The sequence below is a fragment of the Ruegeria sp. HKCCSP346 genome (assembly GCF_017872595.1).
Classification (GTDB): domain Bacteria; phylum Pseudomonadota; class Alphaproteobacteria; order Rhodobacterales; family Rhodobacteraceae; genus Ruegeria.
This window is the reverse complement of the sequence record NZ_JAEDOT010000002.1, coordinates 127,994-153,030: the sequence shown is the minus strand read 5'-3', so window position 1 is coordinate 153,030 and position 25,037 is coordinate 127,994. Positions and strand designations below refer to the sequence as shown.

Annotated in this window: 19 protein-coding genes; 8 read left to right on the top strand and 11 right to left on the bottom strand. The window is 57.6% G+C overall.

Translation table 11 applies throughout. The features are described 5' to 3' along the window. Positions 1-133 precede the first annotated feature (133 nt). Entirely contained in the window at positions 134-1,831 is a 1,698-nt protein-coding gene (locus tag I9185_RS09300; RefSeq protein ID WP_171636255.1) for a type I secretion system permease/ATPase, read from the top strand. Continuing rightward, positions 1,831-3,147 (top strand): HlyD family type I secretion periplasmic adaptor subunit, encoded by a 1,317-nt coding sequence (locus tag I9185_RS09295; protein WP_210092882.1) that lies wholly within the window; start codon positions 1,831-1,833, stop codon positions 3,145-3,147. The genes I9185_RS09300 and I9185_RS09295 overlap by 1 nt, the downstream gene beginning before the upstream one ends. A gap of 11 nt (positions 3,148-3,158) precedes the next feature. On the opposite strand, the gene I9185_RS09290 is transcribed toward I9185_RS09295, so the two are convergent. Genes I9185_RS09290 through I9185_RS09280 form a run of 3 tightly spaced genes read right to left on the bottom strand, consistent with a single transcriptional unit; the run spans position 3,159 to position 6,182 of the window. Beyond that, a complete protein-coding gene (locus tag I9185_RS09290; RefSeq protein ID WP_171723733.1) occupies positions 3,159-4,166 on the bottom strand; it encodes an ABC transporter substrate-binding protein in 1,008 nt (335 codons plus the stop codon). Beyond that, entirely contained in the window at positions 4,145-5,524 is a 1,380-nt protein-coding gene (locus I9185_RS09285; protein ID WP_210092881.1) for a sensor histidine kinase, read from the bottom strand. The genes I9185_RS09290 and I9185_RS09285 overlap by 22 nt, the downstream gene beginning before the upstream one ends. After that, positions 5,514-6,182, bottom strand: a complete 669-nt coding sequence (locus I9185_RS09280) for a response regulator transcription factor (RefSeq protein ID WP_152460309.1) — start codon at positions 6,180-6,182, stop codon at positions 5,514-5,516. The genes I9185_RS09285 and I9185_RS09280 overlap by 11 nt, the downstream gene beginning before the upstream one ends. A 107-nt stretch (positions 6,183-6,289) precedes the next feature. Here I9185_RS09280 and I9185_RS09275 point away from each other — a divergent pair, with 107 nt between their 5' ends. From I9185_RS09275 to I9185_RS09255, 5 genes are all read left to right on the top strand, one after another. Beyond that, positions 6,290-7,273 (top strand): tripartite tricarboxylate transporter substrate-binding protein, encoded by a 984-nt coding sequence (locus I9185_RS09275; RefSeq protein ID WP_171228793.1) that lies wholly within the window; start codon positions 6,290-6,292, stop codon positions 7,271-7,273. Positions 7,274-7,339: 66 nt separating this feature from the next. Next, the gene (locus tag I9185_RS09270; protein ID WP_152460311.1) at positions 7,340-7,822 is read left to right on the top strand and encodes a tripartite tricarboxylate transporter TctB family protein; all 483 of its coding nucleotides are present in this window, start codon (positions 7,340-7,342) and stop codon (positions 7,820-7,822) included. A gap of 1 nt (position 7,823) precedes the next feature. Continuing rightward, a complete protein-coding gene (locus tag I9185_RS09265; protein ID WP_152460312.1) occupies positions 7,824-9,335 on the top strand; it encodes a tripartite tricarboxylate transporter permease in 1,512 nt (503 codons plus the stop codon). Further along, entirely contained in the window at positions 9,328-10,512 is a 1,185-nt protein-coding gene (locus tag I9185_RS09260; RefSeq protein WP_210092880.1) for a CoA transferase, read from the top strand. The genes I9185_RS09265 and I9185_RS09260 overlap by 8 nt, the downstream gene beginning before the upstream one ends. Then, complete coding sequence (locus tag I9185_RS09255; RefSeq protein WP_210092879.1) at positions 10,509-11,276, top strand: citryl-CoA lyase; 768 nt, start codon at positions 10,509-10,511, stop codon at positions 11,274-11,276. The genes I9185_RS09260 and I9185_RS09255 overlap by 4 nt, the downstream gene beginning before the upstream one ends. A 4-nt stretch (positions 11,277-11,280) precedes the next feature. Here the strand turns inward: I9185_RS09255 and I9185_RS09250 are convergent, their stop codons facing one another. The 7 genes from I9185_RS09250 to I9185_RS09220 form a co-directional block, all read right to left on the bottom strand. Further along, positions 11,281-12,477, bottom strand: a complete 1,197-nt coding sequence (locus tag I9185_RS09250) for an acetate/propionate family kinase (protein ID WP_171635991.1) — start codon at positions 12,475-12,477, stop codon at positions 11,281-11,283. Beyond that, positions 12,474-13,871: a bifunctional enoyl-CoA hydratase/phosphate acetyltransferase gene (locus tag I9185_RS09245; protein WP_210092878.1), complete on the bottom strand. Its 1,398-nt coding sequence runs from the start codon at positions 13,869-13,871 to the stop codon at positions 12,474-12,476. Before I9185_RS09245 ends, I9185_RS09250 begins: the two co-directional genes overlap by 4 nt. Positions 13,872-14,043: 172 nt before the next feature. Beyond that, the gene (locus tag I9185_RS09240; protein WP_210092877.1) at positions 14,044-16,221 is read right to left on the bottom strand and encodes a Tex family protein; all 2,178 of its coding nucleotides are present in this window, start codon (positions 16,219-16,221) and stop codon (positions 14,044-14,046) included. 163 nt (positions 16,222-16,384) lie between these two features. Beyond that, on the bottom strand, positions 16,385-17,125 hold the full coding sequence (locus I9185_RS09235; RefSeq protein ID WP_210092876.1) for an aspartate/glutamate racemase family protein: 741 nt from the start codon (positions 17,123-17,125) through the stop codon (positions 16,385-16,387). Positions 17,126-17,164: 39 nt separating this feature from the next. Further along, positions 17,165-18,403, bottom strand: a complete 1,239-nt coding sequence (locus I9185_RS09230; protein ID WP_171635983.1) for an FAD-dependent oxidoreductase — start codon at positions 18,401-18,403, stop codon at positions 17,165-17,167. 1 nt (position 18,404) lies between these two features. Further along, positions 18,405-20,618: a TRAP transporter fused permease subunit gene (locus I9185_RS09225; protein ID WP_210092875.1), complete on the bottom strand. Its 2,214-nt coding sequence runs from the start codon at positions 20,616-20,618 to the stop codon at positions 18,405-18,407. Positions 20,619-20,698: 80 nt separating this feature from the next. Then, on the bottom strand, positions 20,699-21,697 hold the full coding sequence (locus I9185_RS09220; RefSeq protein ID WP_245218075.1) for a TAXI family TRAP transporter solute-binding subunit: 999 nt from the start codon (positions 21,695-21,697) through the stop codon (positions 20,699-20,701). A 138-nt stretch (positions 21,698-21,835) separates the two neighbouring features. Here I9185_RS09220 and I9185_RS09215 point away from each other — a divergent pair, with 138 nt between their 5' ends. Beyond that, positions 21,836-22,780: a LysR family transcriptional regulator gene (locus I9185_RS09215; protein ID WP_210092874.1), complete on the top strand. Its 945-nt coding sequence runs from the start codon at positions 21,836-21,838 to the stop codon at positions 22,778-22,780. A 43-nt stretch (positions 22,781-22,823) separates the two neighbouring features. Here I9185_RS09215 and I9185_RS09210 read toward each other — a convergent pair whose 3' ends face one another. After that, a complete protein-coding gene (locus I9185_RS09210) occupies positions 22,824-25,037 on the bottom strand; it encodes a PAS-domain containing protein (protein WP_210092873.1) in 2,214 nt (737 codons plus the stop codon).

Below are 25,037 nucleotides of genomic sequence, written 5' to 3'. Positions count from 1 at the left end.
TCTTGCTCAAAAAAACATGTGCAAACTTGGCAATGCTGAACTAACTTTCTAAATGCGGCGATGCCTGTCCGAATGATGTGGAATGTAAACTGTGAAACCTCAACACCGCCTATCAGCGGCCCCTCGCCATGAATTGCGCAACGTGCGCAATCAGGGCATTGCCTTTCTGGCCTTGGCGTTTTTGTTCAGCATCTTCGTCAACCTGCTCATGCTGACAGGTCCGCTGTTCATGCTGCAAGTATATGATCGGGTTCTTGGTTCTCGGGCAGTTGAAACTCTGACCGCACTGTTTTTGCTTGTCGCTTTGCTTTATGCGCTGATGGCCATGCTGGATTATGCGCGCGGTCGCATCGTTGCCCGCTTTGGTGCACGGTTCCAGTCGCAGCTGGATGAGCGCGTTTTCGAAGCCACGATGCGCCGGTCTCTGGTGCCCCAGGTGCGATCGGCTCCGGCGACTGCATTGCGGGATCTCGAGACCATTCGCACCTTGTGCTCTTCGCCCGTGCTGCTTGCAATTATGGATATCCCGTGGACGCCTGTCTTCCTGGGGGCGATTTTCATTTTTCATCCTCTGCTTGGCTGGTTGGCCGTTGCAAGTGGCGTGCTGCTTGTGCTGATCGCATTGCTCAACCAGGCCCTGACCAGTCGCAAGGTGGCCGAAGCACAATCCGCGGCGGCGCGGGCGAATGCCTTTTCCGAACACGCAAGGCAAGCAGCAGAGGTTGTGCGCTCTCAGGGAATGCAGGCGGACGTGACCCGGCGGTGGTTGAACCAGCGTTCCGAAGCTTTGCGTCAAAGCATTTCCGCTAGTGACTGGACTGGTAGCTTCACGTCGCTGACGAAATCGCTTCGGCTTTTTCTGCAATCTGCCATGCTGGCTTTGGGCGCGTGGTTGGTATTGCAAAACGAAATGACGCCCGGGGCGATGATTGCGGGCTCGATTCTCCTGGGACGGGCTTTGGCCCCGGTGGAACAGGCTGTCGGCCAATGGAGTTTGGTCGAACGGGCCCGCACGGCCTGGAATTCGCTGAACCGGTTTCTGGACCAGACACCGCCAGAGGAACAGCGGATTCGTTTGCCGATCCCAAAATCCCAGTTGGAAGCCAAATCCCTGACGGTAATCCCTCCGGGTGCTTCTGCGCCAACCTTGCGAAATGTGAACCTGAAACTGGAGCCGGGAAAGGCGCTTGGTGTAATCGGCAAAAGTGGGTCGGGCAAAACGACCCTGGCCAAGGCTCTGCTTGGGCTTTGGAGACCGGCAGCTGGCGAGATCCGGTTGGGCGGCGCCACGTTGGACCAATATGATCCCAACGATCTGGGCAGCCACATAGGATACTTGCCGCAGCAGGTGACCCTGTTCAACGGAACCGTTGCTGAGAATATTGCACGGATGTCGGAAAACCCGGATTCAGAAGCGGTGGTGGCGGCGGCCAAGAAGGCCAAGGCACACGAACTGATTCTGTCATTGGAAAAGGGTTACGGCACCTTTCTTGAAGGCAATGACAGTCAGTTGTCGGGCGGCCAGAAACAGCGTATTGCGCTGGCCCGTGCGCTGTATGGCGACCCGGTCCTTCTCATTTTGGACGAGCCGAACTCGGCCCTCGACGCAGATGGCACCGAAGCTTTGAATGCTGCCGTGCGCGGCCTCAAGGAAGCGGGAAAGGCTGCCATCATCATGACGCACCGCCCGCAGGCTATTTCGGAATGTGACGATCTTGCTGTTGTGGAAAAAGGCCAGGTGGTGAGGTTTGGCAGTCGCGATGAGGTTCTGAACGCAATGGTCCAGAATGCGGGCGCGATTAAGCGCAAGCTTAGCCCCGTAGGTGAATAATGGCGAAAAAATCAACCAAGACACCCGTCCCCGTCTGGGGCATCAAAATACCTGCGTTGGTGGGATTTCTTGCCCTTGGCATTCTGGTCGGCGGGTTGGGCCTTTGGGCCGTGAAAACGCGGCTGGCCGGGGCGATTGTATCTTCGGGTGTCATCGAAGTTCAAAGCAACCGTCAGGTCGTTGAACATCCTGACGGCGGCGTGGTTGGCGAGATTTTCGTGCGCGACGGTGATACGGTTGCCTCGGGCGATTTGCTTTTGCGGTTGGATGACACATTTCTGTCTTCGGAACAGACGATCGTAGAATCTCAACTCTTTGATCTTTTGGCCCGCCGGGCCCGGCTGGAGGCCGAGCGGGATGGCCTGACATCCGAAGAATTGGCGGCGCGCCTGGCTGAGGTTCAAAAAGAATACGATATCGATCCGGACCTGATTGCAGGGCAACAGAACCTGTTCGATGCCCGGCTGGAAACGCTGTCCAAGCAGGACGAACAACTGCGCAAACAGTTGGTTCAGATAGAAAGCGAGATCGCAGGCACGAAGGCTCAGTTGGTCTCGTTGCGCCGCCAGACAGAGTTGATCGAGGCGGAGTTGAAGGATCAGCAAAGCCTGTTGAGCAGGGGTCTGACACAAAACAGCCGCGTGCTGGCGCTGCAACGCGAAGAAGCCAGTCTGACAGGCGAAATCGGCAAACTGGAAGCCTCCGTTGCGCGCCTTAAAGGACAGATTGCATCAACCGAGATCAAGATTGTCGAACTGACCGCGACCCGGCGGGAAGAAGCGATCACCACTTTGCGGGACGTTCAGGCGCAGGTGGCAGAGCTTTGGGAACGACGTTTGTCCCTGGCGGAACGTCTGGCCAGGCTTGAAATTCGCGCACCTGTCAGCGGAACGGTTTACGGCAGTCAGGTCTTTGCCCTGCAATCGGTCATTCAGCCGGGTGAACCCATGATGTATGTGGTCCCGCAGGATACGCCGCTGTTGGTGGCAGCGCGGGTGGATGCGATCCATGTGGATCAGTTGCATGTCGGGCAATCCGTTGCCCTGCGCTTTCCGGCGTTCAATCAACGCGAAACGCCCGAACTTGAAGGACAGGTCAACAACGTCTCGGCGGACACGTTCACGGATGAACAGTCCGGTTTCACCTTTTACCGCGCCGAAGTGGTGCTGAATGACGGTGAGATAGACCGGCTCAATGGCCAGGAGCTTTTGCCGGGTATGCCGGTTGAGACATTGATCAAGACCGACGAACGCACGCCGTTGTCCTATCTTGTGAAACCGATGGCAGACTACTTCAACCGCGCGTTTCGCGAATGATGCGGACGCGGTTATCGCTGGATGACCGCGTTTTCCCATTCAGCCAAAAAACGGCGGCGTTTCAGCCTGTCCAGAAATGTCATGAGCCCTGGGTCCAGCCCAATCGTTTCCCGATCGGTGCCAGTTTCGTGTGGGGCCAAGGGCGGCAAGGTAACGGGGTCGCCTACCCGTTTGGTTTGGTTGGAAATCAGGTGTTTGAGAAAAGACGTGGCCGCGTCCGGTTGAGGGGTGCCATTCAGAACCATGGCCGTGCGCATCATGGTCGTCTGGAAATCCGACGGCAGAATGATTTCCACCGTGTCCTTGCTTCCAGCGCGGGCTTCGGCATAGCTGCCCAGAACGTTGTAAGCCACTGCAATCTCACCTTTGACGAGGTCATCGATCATATCCGCCGAACAACAGTAAAGGCGCACGTCCAATCCACCCATCACCTCCATAAGCCGCCAATACGTCTCGGACGCGCGGGCATCCTGCGTTGCGAACAAATATCCCAGACCGGATTGACGGATGTCATAGGTGCCCACACGGCCCCTGAAATCATCGGGACGCAAACGAAGGATTTCAATCAGTTGTTGCCGGGTCTCGGGGATGGGGCCGCCAGCAAAGGCCGCGCGGTTAATTACGATTGTCGCCGGTTCCGATGTGAACGCAAAAAGGCTTTGATGCCATTGCGCCCAGGATGGCAGCGGTATGTCGTCGATGATACGCCCGAAACCGTCGTTTGCCAGCTTCAGTTGCAGGTCCATCGCGCTGGATATGACGACATCGAAGTCTTCCGGTGCGGCGCGGACTATTCGGTCAATATCTGCGGTGCCGGTCACCAGGTATTCGACAGAGATACCGGGGTTTTCTTCGATGAAACCCGCAATCAAGGGTTCGAACAGAAAGGTGTCCGTGCTTGAGATCACGCGTAGATGCGCCTCATCCGCCGAGGCGTTGAAAACCTGCCTGTCCTCCCAGGTTTGGGCGGCAGCAACGACAGGAAGACTGAAGATAATCAAAGCGATAAGATAACGCACGCGCCGCCCCCCTGTCGATTGGTCAATTCCAGTGTGCCACCATGTGCAGATGCAACGTCCTGAACGATTGTAAGGCCCAATCCGGATCCGATGGTTCCGCTTGCGTTCTTCCCGCGCTCGAAACGGCGCGTCAAAGTGCCGATCTCGTCAGGAGGAAACCCCGGCCCACGGTCTTTGACAATTATCTGAATGCGTGGCTCGGAAACGACCTCGATGCGTACGACACTGTCGGCAGGGGCATATTTCAGAGCGTTGTCGATCATGTTGCGCACAGCGTTTTGAATAAGAATCGGATCACCCGAGTAGGAAACCTTTGGATCGCCACTCAGGGAAAGCGACAAGTCCTTCATCTCGGCGATTGGCGTGAGACGCTGCACCAGATCACGGACCAAAGCATTGAGATCAATGTCTTCGCGTTCCAGATGATCGGCGCGGAACGTGATCATCGCATGATCCAGCAATTGCCCCGCCGCGCGCGAGCTTTCATCAATCGCCCGCACCATTGAGCGCAATGCTTCGCGATTTTCTTCCTTTTCAACCCTCTGCAACGTGGCATCGGCATAAGATCGAACGGTTGCCAAAGGGGTGCGCACCCGGTGGGCCGCTTCGGCGATGAAATCTTCCGATTGGCTCAGTGACTGATCCAGTCGCCCCATCAAAGAGTTCAACGACGCCACCAAAGGCGCCATTTCGCGGGGTACGGGCTTTTTGAACGGGCTCAGGTCCTGCGGACCGCGCCGGGTGACAGAGGTCGTAAGCCTGTTCAATTGGCCAATCGTGGACGAGGTGGCCCAGAATGACAGCGCAGCGGCAAGAGCAAAGAACCCGATGCCCAAAATCGCCGCGTTGCGTGAAATCTGGTCCAGAGTTTCCGCAAGCGCGTCCTGCGTTTGGCCCAACGCGACCTCGATGACGGTTTGTTTGTTCAGGCCCACAAGGGTTCGCCGAGCACTGACCTGACGTATGGTTTCACCCCGTATCCGACTTGTTTGAAAGCTCCACTTGCCGTCGAATTGCCCTGTGGCCGGCGGCAGATCTTCATATCCTGACAAAAACGCGCCATCCTGAAAAATCGCGTAAAAAACCCGGTCGTCGGACGGTGTGCTGAGCATGGCGAAAGCTGCATAGGGAATATCAACCTCCAACTGACCGTCGCGCAAGGCGGCTGCGTCCAGAATTGAGGTGACCGACGCCCCCAGGATGTTGTCTTGCCCTTGTTGCGCGACCTGTGCGGCATAGTTGCGAACCGCGATAAACAGAAGAAACGCCAATATCGCGGCACCACCGATCAAAGTCAGGACCAGCCTGTTCCGAAGCGATCCTGACACATAGGGGTCAGGGGGGGGATCAGGAGGCATGATCCAGCCTGTATCCAAGACCGCGAAGCGTGGTGATCTTCAAGTCCGACGGTTCAAGATGTTTGCGAAGGCGGCCAACGTAAACCTCGATTGCATTGTCCGAGACATCGTCATCATATGAAAAAAGCCGGTCGGTCAGTTTCTGTTTCGAAAAAACCTGACCAGGCGCGCTGATGAACAGTTCCAGAAGGCGCAGTTCCCGGTTGCGCAACGAAACAGTCTCATCCCCTACGGTCAGATGACCTGCCAATGGATCAAAGACTATTCCGCCCACTTCAATCGTTGTCCGTGAATTCCCGGATTTGCGACGCAGAACGGCGCGGCAGCGGGCCTCGAGTTCGGCGTGGTCGAACGGTTTGGTGACATAGTCGTCGGCCCCCAGATCCAGCGAACCGATTCGATCCGAAACCTGGCTGCGTGCGGTCAAAACGATCACGGGGGTGTCCAGGCGACCTGCGCGATGCCGTTTGAGAAAGTCGCGCCCATCCCCATCCGGCAACATGATATCCAACAGAATAAGGTCATATTCCTGAGTTTCGGTAAAGGCGGTCGCCTCGTCCAATTTAGACGCATGATCAACCACATGGCCGTCTAACCTCATGCGCGAACAGATGGCGTTCGCCAGATCAAGATTGTCTTCCACAAGGAGGAATTTCATGGGATTTTTGCTATTTTTCGTGCGTGACAGGTTGATGTCAGGTTGATGTGTTTTTGTTCCACCCAATCTGAGCCGCCATGCGGCTGGTTGTCAAATGGGAGGACATCATGACGACATTCACACTGGGCCGTCGCGCCCTGATCGCAGCTGTGGCCGCAATTGGCCTGACAGGGCCGGCTTTGGCTGATGGCCATCAGGTCGTGGACAGCATTCACTTTCTGATCCCCGGTGGCGCCGGTGGCGGCTGGGACGGAACGGCGCGCGGCACGGGCGAAGCGCTGACAAAAGCTGGCCTTGTTGGCACGGCGTCATACGAAAACATGTCAGGCGGCGGTGGTGGCAAAGCCATTGGATATCTGATTGAAAATGCCGACAGCAACCATGGCACTCTGATGGTGAATTCTACGCCGATCGTGATCCGCTCATTGACCGGTGTATTTCCTCACAACTTCCGCGATCTGACGCTGGTTTCGGGCACTATCGGCGACTATGCCGCGATCGTTGTAGGCAAAGACAGCCCGATCAACTCGATGGCGGATCTGCTTGCCGCTTTTGATGCGGACCCAGGCGGCACGGCGATCGGTGGCGGCTCGGTTCCTGGCGGCATGGACCATCTGGTGGCGGCGATGGTGATGGAAGCAGCGGGCAAGGATGCGCTTGGCGTGAAATACATCCCCTATGACGCGGGCGGCAAAGCCATGGCGGCCCTGCTGTCGGGTGAAATCGCCGCCTTGTCCACCGGTTTTTCGGAAGCGGTCGATCTGGCGAATGCGGGTGAAGTCAAGATTATCGGCGTGACATCCGACGAGCGCGTTGATGCGGCTCCTGACGCGATGACGATGAAGGAACAGGGTATTGATACCACTTTCGTGAACTGGCGCGGCTTCTTCGCGGCCCCCGGCCTGCCCGAAGAAAAACTGGCCGCCTACCAGGAAGCGATTGCCAAGATGTACGACACCCCGGAATGGGAAGAGGTTCGTGCACGCAATGGTTGGGTCAACATCCACAACTCGGGCGCAGATTTCCAGACGTTCCTGGAGCAGCAGGAACAGCAGATCGGCGATCTTATGAAAAAGCTGGGCTTCCTCTAAGTCCGTTTTCGGCAGAGCGGATCCGCCGCTCTGCCATCCCACGAACAGGAACAGGGAGAGGCTCTCATGGCGCTGGATCGCTGGATCGCGCTCATTCTTCTGGGTGTGTGTTTGACATATGGCTACGCCGCTTGGTTCACGATGGACGGCAGCCTGCCCCCTTTCATGCAGAGAAACCCGATCTGGCCCAGCACATTCCCCAAAGTGCTGTCGGTTCTGGGTGTCGTCACCACCACGATCATTTTGCTGGGCTTTGAAAAGGCGGAACCAAAGGAAGCCGATATCGATTACCGGCGGCTGGGGGAATACCACCTTGATCAAGCACTTATGTTGCTGGCCTTGATGGTGATTTACGCGCTTTGCCTGCGCCCTGTTGGGTTTCTGATCTCGACCTCGGCCTTTCTGATCCTCGGGTCTTTCATTCTGGGTGAGCGCAAATGGCACGTCATGCTACCCGTCGCGCTGATCGCCACAGGCGCGGTCTGGTATCTGGTTCAGGAAGTTCTTGGCATCTACATGCGCCCATTGCCGGGCATTTTCGGAGGCTGACATGCTCGAAGGACTTCTGATCGGTCTGCAAACGGCGTTTTCAATTCAAAACCTGCTGATGGTGATCGCAGGGTGCCTGATCGGCACGTTCATCGGCATGCTTCCGGGTCTTGGGCCGATGTCGATCATCGCCATCATGATCCCGGTCGCGATTTCCATGGGCGACCCGTCCGCAGCGCTGATCCTGCTGGCCGGAGTGTATTACGGCGCCATCTTTGGCGGTTCGACATCTTCGATCCTTCTCAACGCGCCGGGGGTCGCGGGCACTGTTGCGTCCAGTTTCGACGGCTATCCGATGGCCCGCCAGGGCAAAGCGGGCAAAGCGTTGACTGTTGCAGCTATTGCAAGTTTTGCCGGCGGTACGATCGGAGCCATTTTGTTGATGGTCTTTGCCCCTGCTCTGTCGTCGGTGGCACTGCTGTTCCACTCGGCCGAGTATTTCGCGCTTATGGTCGTGGGCCTGTCGGCAATCGCAGCCTTCGCAGGCACCGGTCAAGTGGCCAAAGCCGTCATCATGACGCTACTTGGGTTGATCATGGCAACGGTCGGTGAAGGTGCATTGTTCAACCTGCCGCGTTTCACAATGGGTATCATGGATCTGCAATCGGGCTTTGGCTTCATCACGCTTGCCATGGCCATGTTCGCCCTGCCCGAAGCGCTGTTTCTGGTGCTCAAACCCAAAAACCTTCAGGGGGATGACGGCGAGATCAAGGACCTGCGCATCACAGGCAGTGAAGCCAAGGCCATCGCACCGGTGATCGGCCGCCAATCTGTACAGGGCTTCTTCATCGGGGTTCTGCCCGGTGCGGGGGCAACGATTGCCAGCTTCCTCGGCTACGCGGTCGAGCGCAACATTGCCCCGAAAGAGGAACAGGACGAATTCGGCAAAGGGTCAATAAAAGGTCTGGCTGCGCCCGAAACGGCGAACAACGCGGCATGCACCGGTTCTTTCGTGCCGCTGCTGACACTGGGCATTCCCGGGTCCGGCACCACCGCGATCCTGCTTGGCGCACTGATTGCCCTGAACGTGACACCCGGCCCACGGCTGATGCTGGACGAGCCGCAGATATTCTGGGCCGTCATCATGTCAATGTTCATTGGCAACCTTGTTCTGCTGATCCTGAACCTGCCGCTGATCCCATATATCGCAAAGGTTCTCTCGGTTCCGCGCAATTACCTGATCCCCTTCATTTTGTTCTTCACTCTGATGGGGGCCTATATCGGGCAGAACAACGCGACCGAGCTTTTGATACTTGTTGGCTTCGGTGTTTGCGCCACGGCGTTGAAATTTGCCGACTACCCGCTTGCGCCGCTGCTGATTGGTTTCATCCTCGGGGGGATGATGGAGGACAACTTTGCCCGCTCGATGCAGCTCTATGACGGTATTGCTTTCATCTGGGAACGTCCGATGACGCTGGGTCTGCTTGTTGTCGCGGTGCTGCTGGTGCTGTTGCCCAGCTATCGCGCGCGCCGGGCGCGTGCCCGGGCCGCAGGGGTTGCGGACGGTGACTGAGCCACTGGCAGGAATACGGGTTCTCGATCTGACGAATGTCCTCGCGGGTCCGTATTGCTGCTATCAACTGGCGCTCATGGGCGCCGAAGTGATCAAGGTCGAACGCCCTGACGGTGGCGACCTTGCCCGCGTTCTGGGTGCTGATCCTGCCAGAAACAAGGCCGGTATGGGCGTCAGCTTTCTGGCGCAGAATGCTGAAAAGAAGTCCATCACGCTCAACATGAAATCAGAACGGGGCAAGGCGCTCCTGAAACGCCTTGTCCAGACAGCCGACGTGTTGGTAGAGAACTTTCGCCCCGGGGTGATGGATCGGCTTGGACTTGGGTATGGCGTCTTGCGCGATGTGAACCCCAGACTGATTTACTGTGCCATAAGCGGATTCGGTCAGGACGGTCCCCGCCGAGGCGATCCGGCCTATGACCAGATCGTGCAGGGTATCAGTGGCGTGATGTCTGTCACCGGCGGTCCTGACACCGCACCCTATCGCGTTGGCTATCCTTTGGCGGACACGATCGGTGGGATGACGGCTGCTTTTGCAGTGTCCGCCGCCCTGAACGCGGATCCTCGCGGGGCCTATCTGGATGTGGCGATGTCCGAAGCCGTGATCTCGACAATGGGTTGGGTCGTGTCGAACTATCTGATCGCCGGTGCCATTCCCGGGGCCCATGGCAACGAAAACACGACGTCAGCACCGTCGGGAACATTTGCAACCTCTGACGGTCCCATCAACATAGCCGCCAACCGCGACGAACAGTGGCAGGCACTGGCCAGGCATCTGGGCCGGCAAGACCTGCTGGCCCACCCGGATTATGAAACGCGCGAAGACCGCAAGCGCAATCGCCACGCCCTGCGCGCGGCGCTGGAGGAGACCTTGCGGACCAAAGCGGCATCGGACTGGGTCAGCGAACTCAACGCAATCGGAGTGCCGGCCGGGCAGGTATTGACCGTGCCCGAGGCGCTTGATGACGAACAGCTTGCCGGTCGTGGCCTGATCGGATCTTTTCGAGTGCAGGGCGAAGACATGAAACTTGCAGGCAGCCCCATTGTCATGGACGGCGAACGGCAAATGCCCCAAACCGCGCCGCCTGAACTTGGAGCAGACAATAAAGCGATCTGGTCTGAAGTTGGGTTGACCGGCGCGGAAATGGACGCTTTGAGCAAGGAAGGCATCATATGAGCGATGTGTCCAATTGGTGGACGACTTCCATCATCGATATGGAACCGGGCCGGATCGACCTGCGCGGAGAGCCGATCCAGAATCTGATCGGACATCTCAGTTTCAGCGAGATGATCTGGTTCATGGTTCGTGGCGACCGACCATCTGGGGCGCAGGTCCGGTTGTTCGAGGCCGCGCTGGTTGCCGCCGTGGACCACGGACCTCAGGCCCCTTCCATCGCAACGGCGCGCATGGCCGTGACCTGCGGGCTGCCGCTAAACAACGCGATGGCGAGCGCTGTGAACATGTTGGGGGATATTCACGGCGGGGCTGGTGAGCAAGCGGTTATGCTGTACCATTTCGTGGCGCAAAATCCTGGCCGGTTGGATCAAACGCTGGACGAGTGGATCGAGCGTGAAGGAAAGATATTGCCGGGTTTTGGCCATCGTTTCCACACGCCGACGGATCCGCGCGCACCACGTCTGATGGCGTTGGTCCGTGATGCTGTGACGGACGGGGCTTGTGATGGTCAGTTCCTACAGATCGGACAGGCGATCGAGGCAGAGTTGGCCCACCGCAAAGGAAAGCCTGTTCCTATGAACATAGATGGCGCCACCGCGGTGATCTATGCCGAGTTGGGCTTTGCGCCCCCACTGGCACGCGGTCTGTTTTGCCTATCCAGATCGGTTGGGATTCTGGCCCATGCGTGGGAACAGATGCAGCAAGGCGGCCGGAACAAGGGACCGACCCCGCCTGCCTATCGCTGGACCTATGTCGAAACTTAGATCGCTAGGCAGTTCTGAGCCGTGGGCGTTTGGCCAACAGGTCAGCCGCCGCACGGGCAATGACCAGTTCTTCATTGGTCGGGATTGCCATGACCACGACGCGGGACAGATCGGTTGAAATGATCCGGTCATTGTCCGCATTTGCATCAGGATTGAGCTCGATGCCCAGCCATCCCATCCCAGAGCACACCCGGTCACGCACGAGGCGTGAGTTTTCTCCGATCCCACCGGTAAACACCAAGGCGTCGATACCGCCGAGAATGGCCGCCATCGCGCCAAGCTCGCGCCGGATACGGAAGGTGAAATAGCTGATCGCCTGTCGGCTTTCGCGTGTGTCCGCCTTTTCCAGGGTACGCATATCGTTGGACAGCCCGGACAGGCCCAACAGCCCAGATTTCCGGAACAACAGGTCTGAGATTTCGTCAGCGCTCAGCCCTTCCTGGTCCATCAGATACAGGACCACGCCAGGATCAAGTTGACCACAGCGTGACCCCATCGGCAGCCCGTCCAGTGCCGAAAAGCCCATGGTCGATCCGACGGAACGCCCTCCGATCATCGCACACATCGATGCACCATTGCCAAGATGGGCCACGACCACGCGCCCTTCGTGCAAAAGCGGCGCTGTCTTTGCCATGTGATCCGAAATGAATTCATAGCTGAGCCCGTGAAAGCCATAACGCCGAACACCTTTGTCGTAATACTCGCGCGGCAAGGCAAAAACGTCATTCTCCCACGGATGATTGCGGTGAAAGGCGGTGTCGAAACAGGCGATCTGAACCGCATTCGGAAAACGTTCCATCGCGGCCCGGGCTCCGGCCAGATTGTGCGGCTGATGCAAAGGCGCGAACGGCGACAGCTTGTCCAACTCTTGAATGGACGCCTTGGTCAATGGCACCGGAGCGTCGATGTCAGGTCCACCGTGGACAACACGATGCCCGACCGCAGTCACGTCGCTGTTTGGAAATGAGCGCGCAAGCAGGTTCAAAACCCAGTCCAGCGCTGCGGCGTGATCGCGTATTTCTCCGGCGGTGCCGCTGGCAAGGACACTTCCGTCGGAAGACTTCGCCTTGACAAACGGCTCTGGTTCTCCAATCCGCTCGACCGCGCCGGTGCACACCATGATCGGATCGTCATCGGTCAGCTCGAACAGACCAAATTTCATGGAAGACGATCCAGCGTTCAGTGTCACGACATGTGTCATGCGGGTGCTCCGGTGCGCGGTAAGGAAAAGGCTTCGTGCAGTGCCGCCACGGCACAGGATGCCAGCCGGGCTTTGTCGTCATCGGCGCGGCTGGTCAAAATGATCGGAGCTTTGGCCCCCATGACCAGACCGGCCCCTTCTGCATTGGCGATATAGGTCAGCTGCTTGGCCATCATGTTCCCGGCATCCAGATTTGGCACCACCAGAATATCGGTTTTGCCCGCGACATCCGACACAATCCCTTTGGAACGCGCAGCCGCAAGGCTGACGGCATTGTCCATGGCAAGGGGGCCGTCAACAAGCCCGCCCGTGATCTGACCGCGTTCCGCCATTTTCGACAGCAAAGCCGCATCAACCGAGGATCGGATCGCCGGATTGACGGTTTCGATGGCAGACAGAACACCCGCCCTGGGGTTTTCGATCCCCAGCGACAGGGCCAGGTCGATTGCGTTCTGGACAATATCAATCTTGGTTTCCAGGTCCGGCTCGATATTGATCGCCGCATCCGTCACCAACAAAGGTCTGGGTTGGCCGGGCACGTCCATGACAAAGACATGGGTAAAGCGGCGGCCGGTGCGCAGGCCGTTTTCACGCCTGAGCGCAGCCTTCAGCAATTCATCCGTATGCAGATGCCCTTTCATCAGCGCTTTCGCACGACCTTCTGCAACCAGATCGACCGCCGCATGGGCCGCACCGATGTGATCGCTCTGCGCAATGATTTCAATCCCATCCAACGACGCTCCGATTTCGGCGGCCGCGTGAGAGATTTTGTCCGGGTTACCGATCAGAATGGGTGTGATGATCGTCTCATGCGCGGCCAGCAGCGCCCCACCCAAGGCGTTGGGCTCTTCCGGGGCTACAACGGCGGTCGGCATGGGCGGCAACGGGCGCACCTTTTCCAGCATGGCATCAAAGTGACGATGACGTTTCACCACCAGCCCGGGCAGATCCAACTCGGCGAACACCATCTCTTTCTCCGGCGCGATCACGACGGCCTGCCCGCTGACGATCACGGCACCGTCCGATGGGCGCGTAACGACCGTTTCAAAGACAACTTCCCGGTTTGGTCGCTTTTCCAGAAGGGTGACTTTGGATACCAGCTCATCACCGGCATGCGCCCTTTCCACAAAATCAAATCGCTGCGATTTATAGAGCGTCCCTGCCCCCGGCAGAACGTTCCCTAAAACGGCCGAGATCAGGGCCCCCACGAACATGGCAGGGGCAACCGCTTCGTTGATGTGGTCGCCGTCGCCGTCTTCGCTGGATAGATGAAGCGGATTGTGATTGCCGGAATTGTTGGCGAACACATAGAAATCATCAACCGAGCACGTGCGGGCCAACTCGGCAGTATCACCGACCTGAAGCTTGTCGTAAGGCGTGTTGTGGTACTGCATGAACTGTCGTTTCCATTTCGATCCGTTTGGCGACACTGAGAGCTCTCTTGCTGATACCCAGTTCAGCGCGCAATGAAAACAACGCATGCCGGCTGCCCGTATCGGTCTGCACGCTATTTCCGGCGGGTAACGCCTTTATGTCGTTAAGCCTGGATAATGTGCGGATTGCAGATCAGGCGCGCCGATTTCCACCGCCGCCCTGTTTGCGCATCGAAAGACCGATCCGTTTTCTGGGTACATCCACCTCGACAACGCGCACTTTCACGACTTGCCCGGCCTTGACGACCTCATGCGGGTCCTTGACGAAGCGGTCGGCCAACTGGCTGACGTGAACCAGACCGTCCTGATGAACGCCCACATCCACAAAGGCCCCAAAGGCTGCCACGTTTGTCACGGTGCCCTCAAGAACCATTCCGGGCTTCAGATCGGTTATCTCTTCGATGCCATCCGCGAAAGTGGCCGTGACAAAGCTGGGCCGGGGGTCTCGTCCGGGTTTCTCAAGCTCGGCAAAGATATCCAGAACCGTGGGCAGGCCGAAATCTTCGGTTACGAATTGTTGTGCCCGCAACCCTTTCAAGGCCCCCTCATGGCCCATGATGTGCCTGATATCCCGCCCGCAGGCCGATACGACGCGGCGGGCGACGTCATAGGCTTCGGGATGCACCGACGACGCATCAAGCGGTTCGGCGCCGTCCCTTATGCGAAGAAATCCGGCGCATTGCTCAAAGGCACGCGGACCCAGCCCGGCAACGGACAACAGGTCCTTGCGCGATTGGAACGGCCCGTTCAGATCGCGATGGGCGACGACGGCTTCGGCTTGCGCGGGGCCCAGCCCCGACACACGCGCAAGCAAAGGTGCAGAGGCCGTGTTCAGGTCAACCCCGACCGCGTTCACGACATCCTCGATCGCGGAATCCAGGGATTGCGACAGGCGGTGCTGGTCAACGTCATGCTGATATTGCCCCACGCCGATGGATTTCGGTTCGATTTTGACCAGTTCTGCCAAAGGGTCCTGCAATCGCCGGGCGATGGACACCGCCCCACGCAGCGAAACGTCTAGATCGGGAAACTCTCGTGCTGCCAGTTCCGACGCGGAATAGACCGAAGCCCCCGCTTCGGACACAACTACCTTGGTCGGTGCTTTTACCGCCTTGGGGAGCAGAGCCAAAGTATCTGCAACCAACCGTTCGGTTTCTCGGCTCGCTGTTCCGTTTCCAATGGCGATGAGTTCAATCTGGTGGGCCGAGATCAGGTTTAGGATGGTAGCCTGCGCTCCGCGCAAATCGTTTTTGGGTTGGAAGGGATACAGCGTGTCAGTGGCCACGACCTTGCCCGTTGCGTCAACCACCGCCGCTTTCACGCCGGTGCGGATGCCGGGATCGAGGCCCAAAGTGGCCTTGGCACCCGCCGGAGCAGCATACAGCAAGTCCTTAAGGTTGCGTGAAAAGACCTGAATTGCCTCGTCCTGTGCCCGACTGCGCAGTTCGGCCATCAGTTCGACCATCATCGACAGCGAAAGCTTGACCCGCCAGGTCCACCCGACCACCTTGCGCAACCAGGCATCACCCGGCCCTTGGCCACGGGTCTGCAGATGCGCGGCCACGATGGATTCGGCCCGGGCTGCCCCGAACTCCGGTTCCGGCGCGATATCAAGTGAAACAATGCCTTCTTTTGACGCCCGCAGCATTGCCAAAGCCCTATGCGATGGAACATCCGCCCATCGTTCGGAATGGTCAAAATAATCACTGAACTTGGCGCCTTCCTTTTCTTTCCCGTCGACAACTCTTGCACTGAGCAGCGCCTCGCGCTGCATGAAGGCCCGCAACTCACCCAGCAGTGTCGCATTTTCCGTTAATCGTTCGGTCAGAATGTCCCGCGCGCCGTTCAGCGCGTCTCGAGAGGTGGCGACAGCTTCGCTCAGGTATGCCCCGGCCAGTGTTTCCGGGTCCGCATCGCGATCGGCCAGAATGGCTTCGACCAGGGGTTCCAGCCCGTTTTCACGCGCGATCATCGCCTTGGTGCGCCGCTTGGGCTTGTAAGGCAGATAGATGTCTTCCAGCTGGGCCTTGGTTTCTGCCCGAGCTATCGATTTACTCAGATCTTCGGTCAGCTTCCCCTGTTCTTTTATCGACTTCAGGATGGTTTCCCGCCGTGCCTCAAGCTCACGCAGATAGGTCAAACGTTCGGACAGAAGGCGCAATTGGGTGTCGTCCAACCCACCGGTTGCTTCTTTCCGATAGCGGGCGACAAAAGGAACCGTCGCTCCGTCGTCCAATAGATTGATCGCAGCACCGACCTGATCGGGACGTGCATTGATCTCGGTGGCTATGGTGCGGGCGATACGGTCCAAGGGGGCCTCCTGAAACGGCAGTGGAAGGGCTTCTTAACCAGCCGTTTCAGCAAGGGAAAGTCCCTTGTACCGGTCCGTCCAAAAGCATCAGCGAATAGCAACTGTTTTCGCGGCTATTCGACGCTTCTGAGCCATTGAAAGAAAACACCAGCCTGCAAGGGCCTCACCCCCACGGCATCAGCCCGCAATACCCGGTGCGCGCGCTTACATTATGCGCCATTTGCGCCAGCGTCGTCAGGTCAAAGACCGGCAGTTTCAGGTCTTCCTGAATGCGTTTTGCATAAGGGGGAAGATCCGTGCATTCCAATACCACGGAGCGTATTTCGGGCGTATCGCGCTTCAGCCTGCGCGCAGCGTCCAGCACTTCGGCCTCGATCAGATCTGTGTCCATACGGGTGCGCGCGTTGCGCAGGATGACTTCGGCAAACTCGCTGGTGTGTTCCAGACCCTGTACGGCCACCGGAACGCCCCCTGCTCCAACGCCTTCGAAATGGCGTTGCGTCAGCGCTGACGAATCCGCTGTTATCACCCCGACCGGTGCGCTGGCCCCGGTCATGTGAAAGGCCAATGGCACTTGTATCAGGCTCGAAGCGAAGACAGGCACCGATACGGCCGCGGCCAACTCTTTTTGGAACAGGGCGAGAAACCCGCAACTTCCGGTAATGGCGCGTACGCCTTCAGCCTCAAGCCGTTGCGCGCCTTTAATGAATGGGTTCAGCAGATCAGGCGTCGGATTGTTCAGCAGCGTTGGCACCGTGATGCCATCTATCATCTCGTACAGCACCGGGAACGGCAGGCTGGAAGGGTTCTTGATATGACCGGGAGGTTTGGGAAAATAGCTTTCCAGACACAAAACCCCGATTGAGGCTCCGCAGATATTCTGTCCACCCTGATAGATCGGCATGATTGGGTAATCCTTCTTAGAAACGGTGGTTGTTACGCGTCAAAATCGCGACAAGGCGATTGAATCCAATGGGATGTTGAGGCGCTGCCCTGACACCAGATCAGCCACCAGCTCGCCGGTTTTGGGGGCCATCATCAAACCGTAATGGGAATGACCAAAGGCGGTGAACAGGCCCTTGTGCCCCTCAACCGGACCGATCGCAGGCAAACTGTCGGGAAAAGACGGGCGTCGGCCCATCCAGAACTGTGTATCCGAGGTGTTCAGATCCGGCATCATTGCGCGGGCCTGTGCGGTCAGAAGCGACTGTTTGCGTGGATCTGGCGGCGCGTCGATGCTGCCGAATTCGGCCGTGCCCGCCACGCGCAGACCGTCCTGCATCGAACTGGCCACCACCTTGGCGTCTACGTCCATCACCGAGTTTTCCAGGCTGGCAGAGGGGGTCGGGAATTGGACATGGTATCCACGCTCGGCCACCAGTGGCACGGGCAAACCCAAGGGTTTCAGCAACTCGGCAGACCAAACACCGGCGGCCAGCACGACAGTATCGGCGTGAAGCGCGCCGGCCGACGAGGTCAAATGCCATTGGCCGTCTTCCGTGCGCTTTAGTTCTTTGACTTCTGTCCGCACGAACTCGGCGCCTTGTTGACGGGCCTTGTCGGCCAAAACCGCACCAACCCGGCCAGGAGACGTGACCCGCGCCTGTCCCTTGATCAGGATCGCAGCCTTGAAATCTCTGGATAACGCAGGTTCGATCCGGCGCAATTCTGGTCCGTCTATCCGCTCTAGATGTCCGCCTTTTTCCTGCCGGATCAGATATCCCAATTCTTTCAGGTCAGCCTGATCCGGGTTGCGAAACGCGTGGACATAGTTGGAATCAACAATAAGGTCTTCGTGCCCGGTATTTTGCAGATGTCTTCGGTACAGATCTATCGAAGGGCGGCACAGCACCTCCATTGCGTCCGAGATATTGCGTACGGATTTCACGCTTGAATTCTTCAGGAACCTCAGGCCCCAAGGTATCATCCTGGGCCAGAACGCAGGTCTGACGGTCAACGCGCTTTTCGGGTCCAACAGCATCCCGGGGATCGTTTTCCAGATACCCGGCGTGGCCTGTGGAATGACCGACCAGGGCGAGACGACACCGGCATTGCCGAACGATGTCTCCTGCCCCGGTTCTCCACGGTCGATCAGACGCACGGCAATACCGCGCTCCTGCAACGAGAGCGCACAGCACAGACCGACGATCCCGGCGCCGATGATGGTCACTTGTTCAGGCATGTCAGACCGTTGCTTGAATTCGGCTGCGGGCGATCACCTGTGTGATGATGACAGGAGACGCCACCGCCAATGCGATCAGGTCAGCCGTCAGCGTGGGCGCCACGAAGATAACCCCGGCAATGGCCATCAGGATGCGCGACACGAGGTTGAGTGGCTGCAACCAATAACCCACGACCGCTGCCGAAAGGGCGATGACACCGGCGATACAGCTGGTGGCGGTATAGGTGAATTCCCAAAGATCGAACCCGGTGGAAGACACGAACAGCAAAACCGGCGCATAGACGAACGCCATTGGCGCGATGACCTTGCCCAGTCCCAGCGTAAAGGCGGACAGCCCGGTGCGGAACGGGTTGGAATTCGCAATCGCTGCCGCCGCATAGGCCGACGTACAGACCGGAGGTGTGATCTCGGAGACCACGCCATAATACAACACGAACAGATGGCTGGCGATGGGTGGAACCCCCAACTGCGCCAGCGCAGGCTGCGCCACCGAGACGAGCATGATGTACAGCGCCGTGGTCGGGATGCCGGCACCCATTAGAATGCAGACGATGGCAATAAAGACCAGCGAGATAAACAGTTGCAGGTCTTCCATCGCAAACAGTTGGAAACTGCCGAACGAGATCATGTTGTAAAGATCGGATGCCAGATTGCCCGCTCCCTGCGTGACCATGAAGCCGATGCGAAAGCCGATGCCAGTAGTGTTGATGACACCCACCACGATACCAACAGCGGCGGCAGCGGCCCCCACGGCCAGCGAGTACTTTACCCCAAGTTCGACCGCGGCCAACATCTCGGGCACTTCTATCCGTTTCTGCGGGTTGAGCGTGGCAATCACCGACAATCCGCACAGAATCGCTGTCATGGACAGGTCAAACCCACCGTCGGAAAACTTCCAAAGCACGAACGCAAGAAACGCCGCCGCGTAGATCAGTGTTGGCGGTTGCTTGATCCGCGACATGCCCGCGATAACCGCCAGCGAAATACCGCAGAAGGCCGACATGAACGGCGTGTAGCCGGTAAACAGGACGACCAACAAACCGATCAACGGAACGATATTGGCCCAACCCTCGGCCCAGACGGCCTTGAGCTGTGGCAATTGCTCTTTCGCCAGACCTTGCAGGTTCAGCTTACGCGCCATCAGGTGCACCACGGCAAAGACGCCGACATAGTGCAGGATCGCTGGAAAGATTGCCGCGATCACGATGGTGGTATAGGGCACCTCGAGGAACTCGGCCATGATGAAGGCCGCAGCGCCCATGATGGGCGGAGTGATCTGACCACCGGCCGAAGACGCGGCCTCGACTCCGCCCGCAAAGTGACCGGGGTACCCAAGGCGCTTCATGTTGGGAATTGTCAGCGCGCCGGTCGAAACGGTGTTGGCCACCGAAGAGCCCGAGATCGTGCCGAAGAAGGCCGAGGATACCACCGACACTTTGGCCGGACCGCCCGTATAGCGACCCGCCAAAATGGTTGCGTTATCAATGAACAATTGTCCAAGCCCCGTTCGCTGAGCGATCACGCCGAACAGGACAAAGTGGAACACGATGGTCGAAACAACCCAAAGCGTCACGCCATAGATTCCTTCCTGCGGGAAGTACATCGATGACACGAAGGTTTTGAAGTTCACGCCCGGATGTTGCAGCAACCCGGGAAAATAGGGACCCATCAGCGCGTATGAGATGAATACGCAGATGATCAGCGGCAATACCCAACCCAGCGTGCGGCGCGCAATGTCCAGTACCAGAAGGATGATGATGACGCCGAGGATCACATCATAGCTGTTTGGGTTGCCCATGCGAAAGGTCTGTTCCTCGATCCCCAGGAACGGGATGCCGCGCCAGGCGAAACCAACGTAAAGCGCGGCGACGATGCCAAGCGCCATGAACACCAGATCATAAAGAGGGACGTTGCCGATGCGGAAGCGACTGACTTTGAGAGCATAGAGGCTTTTGGCCCCGACAATCGGGATCGTGGCGTAGACCAGAATGAACAGCAGAGCCAGATAGATGCCCATATGCCAGTGGTCGGCCGGCAAGCCGAACCCAGCCGTGAAGAATTCGTAGAATGCAAAGATCAGGGCGACGACACGCAACACCTTGCCTGCCGTGGGCGTGACCTGCCGGACAGCGGCGCCTTCGTCGAACTGTTCTTCGATGGCCGCCAGCTCCTCGGCCGTCAGTTCGTGGTCATCAAGTTTCTGGGTCTCGGACATGATGGCCCCCCGATTTCGCAAAATTCCAGAGTGCGGTGCCCCAAGAAGGGGCACCGACGACAGGTTTCAGTCAGGTGTGGTTATTGAAGAAGACCGGCTTCTTTATAGAACTTCTCAGCACCCGGATGCAGCGGAACACCCAGCGCCTCGACGCCGTCGAGGGCAGTATCAGGCGTGATCTGCTTGCCCTTTGCGTGGCCGTTGTCCAGCAGCTTGCGCGTGTTGTCGTTCCACAGGGCCTTGGTCAGCTGATAGACCAGATCTTCGGACAGATCCGATGACACAACCAGCATCGCGCTGACCGCAGGGGTCTTGGTTTCGGAATCGATGCCTTCATATACACCGCCCGGGATAGCGGACGGGATATAGGCAGGAATGATCTCGTTGATCTTTGCCAGATCTTCATCGCTGAAGGAATGCAGGTTCATGCCCTTGGTCGATGACAGCTGCACCATTGCGGCAACCGGCCAGCCTGCTGCGTAGAAATAGGCGTCAAGCTGACCGTCGGCCAAACGCTCGGCGCTCTGACTGTTGTTCAGCTCGGCCTCGTCCATATTGTCGCGATTGACGCCCCAGGCGTCCAGCATCTGCAAAACGGCCACCTGCGTGCCGGAACCAGCCTGGGCAATACCAACGCGCTTGCCTTTGAGATCACTCAGATCGTTGATCGTCTGACCGGCTGGCAGCACCAGGTGCAGGTCTTCCGGGAACAGGTTTGCGACGATGCGCAGTTTCGGGTGGGGTTTGCCTTCAAACTTGCCCTCACCCAGATACATCGAACGGGTTACATCTGCCGCGGCCAGGCCGGCCTCAAGCTCGCCGTTTTGCACGGCGGCATTGTTGAAGACTGACGCAGTTGTCGACTGTGCAATCGCGATCAACCCGGGCACGCCGCATTGGCCGCCCTCTTCGCAGGGGCGTGAGCCTGGAGGGGCCGAAATTCCGTTGGCGATGGTCCCGCCGATCGGGAAATAAGTGCCGCCTGCACCGCCGGTGCCGATGCGAAAAAAGGTTGGGTCCTGTGCAAACGCCGGTGCAGCCAATGCACCCGCCAAAGCCAAACCCGTCAGGCATTTCATCAATTTCATCGTAAGCTCCCAGTTGTGGATCGTTGGATTCGGTTTGTTCGAATTCTGATCCGTTCAGCCTATGGAGTTTTAGCATAAATACAAATTTGTTATATTTAACAAAATGAAAGTTTAGCTTATGTTTTAGATATGAACCTTGCTCAATTGACAGTTTTTCGTGAGGTGATGGAAACCGGGTCCATCTCTCAAACCGCGAAGAAGCTGAACCGGACACAACCCGCGATCAGCCTGGCAATCAAGAACCTGGAAAGGAGTCTGGGACTGACCTTGTTCGAACGAAAAGGCCGGCGTCTGATCCCAGTGCCAGAGGCGCATTACCTGTTGGCAGAAACCACCGGAATACTGGACAGATTATCTACGGTTTCCAGTACGATGCACGGTCTTCTTAAAGGAAATTCAGGCAGCCTGAACATTGCCGCCATGCCGGGACCGTCCATTTTTGCCTTCCCGAATTTCATAAGCCGTTCAGTTGGCGGGAATCCGGACATCCGGGTTACGCTGTCCACCCGCAGTTCGCCACAGATAATGGAACTTGCAGGCACTCAGAACATTGATTTCGGGTTTGCTGATTTCGAACACCCGGTCGGAAAGAAGCCACAATTTACAGCAGAGATCATCAGCGGAGACTGCTTTTGCGCAATGGATCGGGACAATCCGTTGGCGCAAAAAAAGGCTGTGACGATTTCGGATCTCGATGATGTGCCAATGGGTGGACTGTATGACACCCACCCTTTTCAGAAGAAAGTGCAGCGCGCTTTTCAGATGGTTGCCGCCACTTACAAACCTAGTGTGACGTGCCAGTATTTTCTTCCGCTCATTCCGTTTGTTGGATCGGGGCAGTGCTGCTCGATTGTCGATCCGTTGACTGTTGCGACGGAACGGAAGCTGAATATCTCGCATGGCCGTGTTGTATTTCTGCCTTTCAAGGACCCCCTCAGATACGAATACGCCATCCTGTCGCCGGATCACCGCCCCCCTTCGCAATTGGCGCTGAAAATAAAAGCGGGATGGAAGGCGGAAGTTGTGTCGATGCTGGATCAGACCAACGCCAACCCGCGGACGGAAGACTTCTGAAAGACACCCGGCCGAACTTGGAAATGTGCGACAACCGGAAAACTCAGATGACGCGCGCGACCGAGGCCTCCAGCGTCGATTTTAGCAGTTGCGGATCTATCGGTTTGTAAAACAGCGGCAGCTTTGCTTGTTTGCACTGCTGAACAAGCTCTTGTGATCGATTGGCTGAGATAATACAGCCGGGCAAATGCCCGAATTCATCCGTCAGGGCACGCATGGCGTCCGTCCCTGTTTTTCCGTTGTTCAATTGATAGTCGGCGACAACAAAGTCTGGCAGGATGCCTATTTCGCGCAGAAGGCCAATCGCTTCGCTTTCGCTTTCGCATTCCAGAACCTCGACGCCCCAGGATTCGATGGTCATGGTCAACGCGCCGCGCAGGTTTTCATCGTTTTCGATCAACAGGGCGACGGTGTTGCCCAGCACATTCAAGTTTGGTTTTTGTACCACTGAAGAGCAGAGAAAAACCTCTGGTTTCACCCGGGCCAAAGGTATTTCGACCGAAAACCCCGTGCCCTTTCCAACTTCGGAAAACAGGTGGATAGGGTGTTGTAGCAACCCGCAGGCCCGCTCGACAATCGCAAGACCCAACCCCATTCCTTCGGCGGCGCTGGCATCTGAATGCAAACGCTGAAATTCCTGAAACACGATATCTCTTTGATCTGATGCTATGCCAATGCCCGTATCCCAGACTTCCAAAGCAATTGCGTTCTTGCGATGCCTGACACCAACAAGAACTTTGCCGGTCTCGGTGTACCGGATCGCGTTTGACAGCAGATTCTGCAATATACGCCGAAGGTAACTGGCATCGCTTGTGACCAGAGCCTTTGTGTCAACAAAACGCAAACTCAAACCCTTGGCCTGGGCGACGGGCTTGAATGCGTCTTCCATCTGCAAGAAAAGCTCGCCCACCGACACTGTGGACAGATGCGCCTTGGCCCGCCCGGAATCCAGCTTTGAGATGTCCAGCAGGGCTTCGAGAATGTGTTCGACACTGTTCAGGGCGCTTTCTGCTTTTGCTGCAACGGTCCGGGCGGTGTCAGTGTCCAAACCGCTGCCCAGTGACGCAACATAGAGCTTTGCAGCAGACAGAGGCTGCAACAGGTCATGGCTGGCGGCGGCCACAAAACGCGATTTTGACGCGTTCGCCCGTTCAGCCTCGTTCAGCGCATCCGCAAGCTCCATTGTGCGTGACGCCACACGTTGTTCCAAAAGTTCCTTGGCTTCATACAAGGCCTGCGCAGACCTCCGTTCCGCAGTTACATCGGTAAAGGAAATCACAAAGCCCCGGTCTGGCATTTCCTGCGCAAAGACCGACAGGATTTTCGATCGCCCCTGATGCATCTGGAACTGAAGAGGGCGGCGGTAGGTTGGTCGGCTGACCCAATCCAGCAGATCCGCCTCGGTTATGCCTTTCTGAAAGCTGATGTTGTCGCCCAGGCGATTGGACAGGGTTTCAAACCGCATGCCCATCTGAAACTGAGTGATCGGTATGGCCAAAAGCTCGCTTGCGCGGGTGTTCCACCCGATCATGCGGTGCTTGTTGTCAAAGATACAGACGCCCTGATCGATATGTTCAAGCGTGGCGCGGATCAGCCGCGCCTTGTCGTCAAGAATGCGATCCCTTTCTTGCCGTTCGATCCGCATGATATCTGTCACGTCGGTTTGCAGGATCACGGTGCCCCCGTCTGGCGTGCGGTGTTCTGACACTTGCGTCCACCGATTGCCCGAAAGACGAACATTGAACACCACGTGGTCATCTGCGTGACGATCCAGACGGCTTTTGGCCCAGTCCTCTGGGGTCATTGTCTCTGGCAAGGACAGGAACCTGGATCGGCTGACCAGTTCCACGTAGTCGGCAAAACACAAGCCGGGGTTCAGCTGTTCCTGAATATCGGGCATATGCATCCCGAACCTGCTGTTGCACAGCACCAGTTCTTCGTCACGATTGAACAGGGCAAAGCCTTCCTGCACCGTTTCGATCGCATTTGCCAAATCTGCGCGCGCTGCTTCGGTTTCCTTGTTGGCCTGCGCCAACCTGGCGTTGGAGTCATTCAGAAGTTCAAGCGCGCGCTCAAGGTCATCCGTTCGGGCGCGAACCTCTTGTTCAAGCACCGCCGCCCGTTGGAACTGAGCATAAGCCGCGCCAGAGGCATTGGTGGATTCTTCGACCCGCCGCATCAGGGCTTCGGCAATTTTCCTGAGTTTTTCGTTCTGACGTTCAAGGGAGTCCGAGGGGTCTGTGAGATGCTCGATCAT

Bases quoted from the DNA above. Each gene is read 5' to 3' on its own strand.
- I9185_RS09295 (WP_210092882.1), top strand. From the start codon at position 1,831: ATGGCGAAAAAATCAACCAAGACACCCGTCCCCGTCTGGGGCATCAAA.
- I9185_RS09285 (WP_210092881.1), bottom strand. From the start codon at position 5,524: ATGCCTCCTGATCCCCCCCCTGACCCCTATGTGTCAGGATCGCTTCGG.
- I9185_RS09280 (WP_152460309.1), bottom strand. From the start codon at position 6,182: ATGAAATTCCTCCTTGTGGAAGACAATCTTGATCTGGCGAACGCCATC.
- I9185_RS09275 (WP_171228793.1), top strand. From the start codon at position 6,290: ATGACGACATTCACACTGGGCCGTCGCGCCCTGATCGCAGCTGTGGCC.
- I9185_RS09270 (WP_152460311.1), top strand. From the start codon at position 7,340: ATGGCGCTGGATCGCTGGATCGCGCTCATTCTTCTGGGTGTGTGTTTG.
- I9185_RS09265 (WP_152460312.1), top strand. From the start codon at position 7,824: ATGCTCGAAGGACTTCTGATCGGTCTGCAAACGGCGTTTTCAATTCAA.
- I9185_RS09255 (WP_210092879.1), top strand. From the start codon at position 10,509: ATGAGCGATGTGTCCAATTGGTGGACGACTTCCATCATCGATATGGAA.
- I9185_RS09250 (WP_171635991.1), bottom strand. From the start codon at position 12,477: ATGACACATGTCGTGACACTGAACGCTGGATCGTCTTCCATGAAATTT.
- I9185_RS09245 (WP_210092878.1), bottom strand. From the start codon at position 13,871: ATGCAGTACCACAACACGCCTTACGACAAGCTTCAGGTCGGTGATACT.
- I9185_RS09235 (WP_210092876.1), bottom strand. From the start codon at position 17,125: ATGCCGATCTATCAGGGTGGACAGAATATCTGCGGAGCCTCAATCGGG.
- I9185_RS09230 (WP_171635983.1), bottom strand. From the start codon at position 18,403: ATGCCTGAACAAGTGACCATCATCGGCGCCGGGATCGTCGGTCTGTGC.
- I9185_RS09225 (WP_210092875.1), bottom strand. From the start codon at position 20,618: ATGTCCGAGACCCAGAAACTTGATGACCACGAACTGACGGCCGAGGAG.
- I9185_RS09220 (WP_245218075.1), bottom strand. From the start codon at position 21,697: ATGAAATGCCTGACGGGTTTGGCTTTGGCGGGTGCATTGGCTGCACCG.
- I9185_RS09215 (WP_210092874.1), top strand. From the start codon at position 21,836: ATGAACCTTGCTCAATTGACAGTTTTTCGTGAGGTGATGGAAACCGGG.
- I9185_RS09210 (WP_210092873.1), bottom strand. From the start codon at position 25,037: ATGATCGAGCATCTCACAGACCCCTCGGACTCCCTTGAACGTCAGAAC.